Consider the following 2,272-nt stretch of genomic DNA (forward strand, 5'->3'; position numbering starts at 1 on the left):
TAAGGTTACGGATGGTAACGTGGGGAGTACTCATGCTGATTGGTCTGCAAAAAGCAGTAATAAATTCAGAACTTCAGAATACCGTCAAGTCCCGAAAAAAGAAAAATCAGGTGCGGAATGACGGATACATTAAACAATAATCGCAATACCCGGTTCGCCAATTGGGTAGCCTATAAAATCACACATAACAGTATTGCCAATGGCGGCACCAGAAACTGGAGGCGCGACCCCGTGCTACCAGACTCGGACACGCTTGCCCCAGCCGCCTACACCGGTGCAAATGCTGTACTGTCTATCGATCGCGGACATCAGGCTCCGCTCGCGGGGCTTGCTGGCTCATCCGATTGGCAATCACTCAACTATTTGTCGAATATCACGCCACAGAAGTCAGCATTAAACCAAAGTCCTTGGGCCCGTTTGGAATTGCAAGAACGCTTGCTGGCAAGCCGCCCAGATTCGCCCCCCGTTTACGTGGTTACTGGCCCTTTATTTACGCGCAAGATAGCAACGCTGCCAGCAGCCCCTGACGTCGAGATCCCAAGCGGTTACTGGAAGGTTATCTTCGCCGGCAACCGTCCGGAAACAGGCGAGTTTGCTGCGTTTATTATGGATCAGGATACCCCCCGATCCGCCAATATTTGTCACTATCAGGTCACAATTAATGAGATAGAAGCCAAAACCAAACCGCATCTGAATATCTGGCCGTCCTTACCGGAGGGCGTAGCCACTAAACTCAAATCCCGCAAAGGGACGTTAGCGAAAGCAATGGGATGTTTATAGTCGTCGTATTGCATTTCTGCTGGGTATGCATCCGAACAGCATCGACTAGTAATAGTTAATGGTAAACACTACTTTACCATCGGCTCTCCCGGCAGTCGCAACGGTATCCGTTTGGATATAGCCTGCGGATAACGGAACCCGGATCGTCGGACTGCCATCTTTCGGTAACGTCATGGCTTGCTCTGACGAGAAATTAAACGGCGTTGGTGTTTGATTATTCAACCCCCAACCGATCTGAATGCCAACTCCCGAAGCCGCGCAGGGTAGCAATGAGTCGATGTCCATGATCCCATTGGCAGCATCTTTTATTGCCGTTGTTGGCGTCAATCGAACACCAATACTGTTATTGATGGATGCTGTTGCAGCCGCACTTCCGGTATTGAAATCCATCAGTGTGGTGGTGTTCGTTTGATTATAAAACCCATGAAACATCGGGCAATTTAGCAGAGAAATCGATGCATCTATCCACGGCGTCGTGGAATTAATACCTCTGAAATGTTCTTGGATATCATAGGTGCCCATCGCAACATTAACGTCCGGCGTGGTGCAGGTTTGCGCCGATATCGTCAGATTTCCGGTAAAAGTGACGCGATTTAATTGGAGTGGCAATCCCTGAATCGGCTCTCCGGCCGGGGAACTGACCATGTTATCACTCGCCACAGGGAAACTGGACGCGGCAATAGAGTAACTCCCTGGCGTAAGTGTGCCGATCTTAATTAACGATACATACCGCGTTGCGGAGCCAAAAAGGGCAATACCGACCGTGTCGTCAAATGTAAGATCGTTGCTACGATAGCCAAAGGCACCAAGCGTTGCAGCTGCACTGTTATTTTGGCGTGAGATCGCAACGCCAATGCCAGGGATATTGGTCTGATACACGGCACCAGCAAAGGGCCCAGAATTTAGCCCACTAAGGGGGAGTGGTGCCTGTTCAATCCCCACCGCCCAGTTGTAAGGAAACCCTGCGACGGAGGATTCACAAAGGACACTGACTGTCGGCGCATTTGTCCAGCGCCCCTGATAAATAATGGTCCCTATCGGTATATCTGCACCTGCTGAAATAATGGGCGGACTGAGTGGCACCGTAAGTAAAGATGAGGTTGAGCCGCTATCGAAGCGACAAGATGCTGCCGCCCAACTATTATTGCTGGCAACCGCCAGCAGGACGCCGGAGCCTGTACATAAATTTGTGTAATTGCCTGATTTTGATATGTTCAATCCAACATCAAAAGCAGGTTACTTTGCAGGTTACTTTATGGACGAAAAACAGTTGCAGGCTCTGGCTAATGCACTGGCCAAAAATCTCAAAACCCCTGAAGATCTCAGCCAGTTCGATCGCCTGATGAAGAAAATCAGCGTTGAGGCGCTCTCAACGCCGAAATGTTCCACCATCTGGGCTACGATAAAAATCAGCCTAAACCAGGGACCAACTCCCGCAACGGCTATTCGACAAAGACCGTTACCACGGGCGATGGCACACTGGAACTGCGTA

2 protein-coding genes and 1 pseudogene are annotated in these 2,272 nt (G+C 50.0%); 2 read left to right on the forward strand and 1 reads right to left on the reverse strand.

Going from position 1 to position 2,272, the window contains the following annotated elements; translation table 11 throughout:
- The first annotated feature begins 117 nt into the window (after nt 1-117).
- Nucleotides 118-780: a DNA/RNA non-specific endonuclease gene (locus ACTBDZ_RS17150; RefSeq protein ID WP_438816188.1), complete on the forward strand. Its 663-nt coding sequence runs from the start codon at nt 118-120 to the stop codon at nt 778-780.
- Nucleotides 781-825: 45 nt separating this feature from the next.
- Here ACTBDZ_RS17150 and ACTBDZ_RS17155 read toward each other — a convergent pair whose 3' ends face one another.
- Entirely contained in the window at nt 826-1,998 is a 1,173-nt protein-coding gene (locus ACTBDZ_RS17155; RefSeq protein ID WP_438816189.1) for a fimbrial protein, read from the reverse strand.
- 37 nt (nt 1,999-2,035) lie between these two features.
- On the opposite strand from ACTBDZ_RS17155, the pseudogene ACTBDZ_RS17160 reads away from it, so the two are divergent.
- A pseudogene (locus ACTBDZ_RS17160) lies at nt 2,036-2,272 on the forward strand (transposase); the annotation flags it as partial.

Origin of the sequence: Symbiopectobacterium sp., assembly GCF_051710365.1 — a bacterium.
GTDB lineage: Bacteria > Pseudomonadota > Gammaproteobacteria > Enterobacterales > Enterobacteriaceae > Symbiopectobacterium.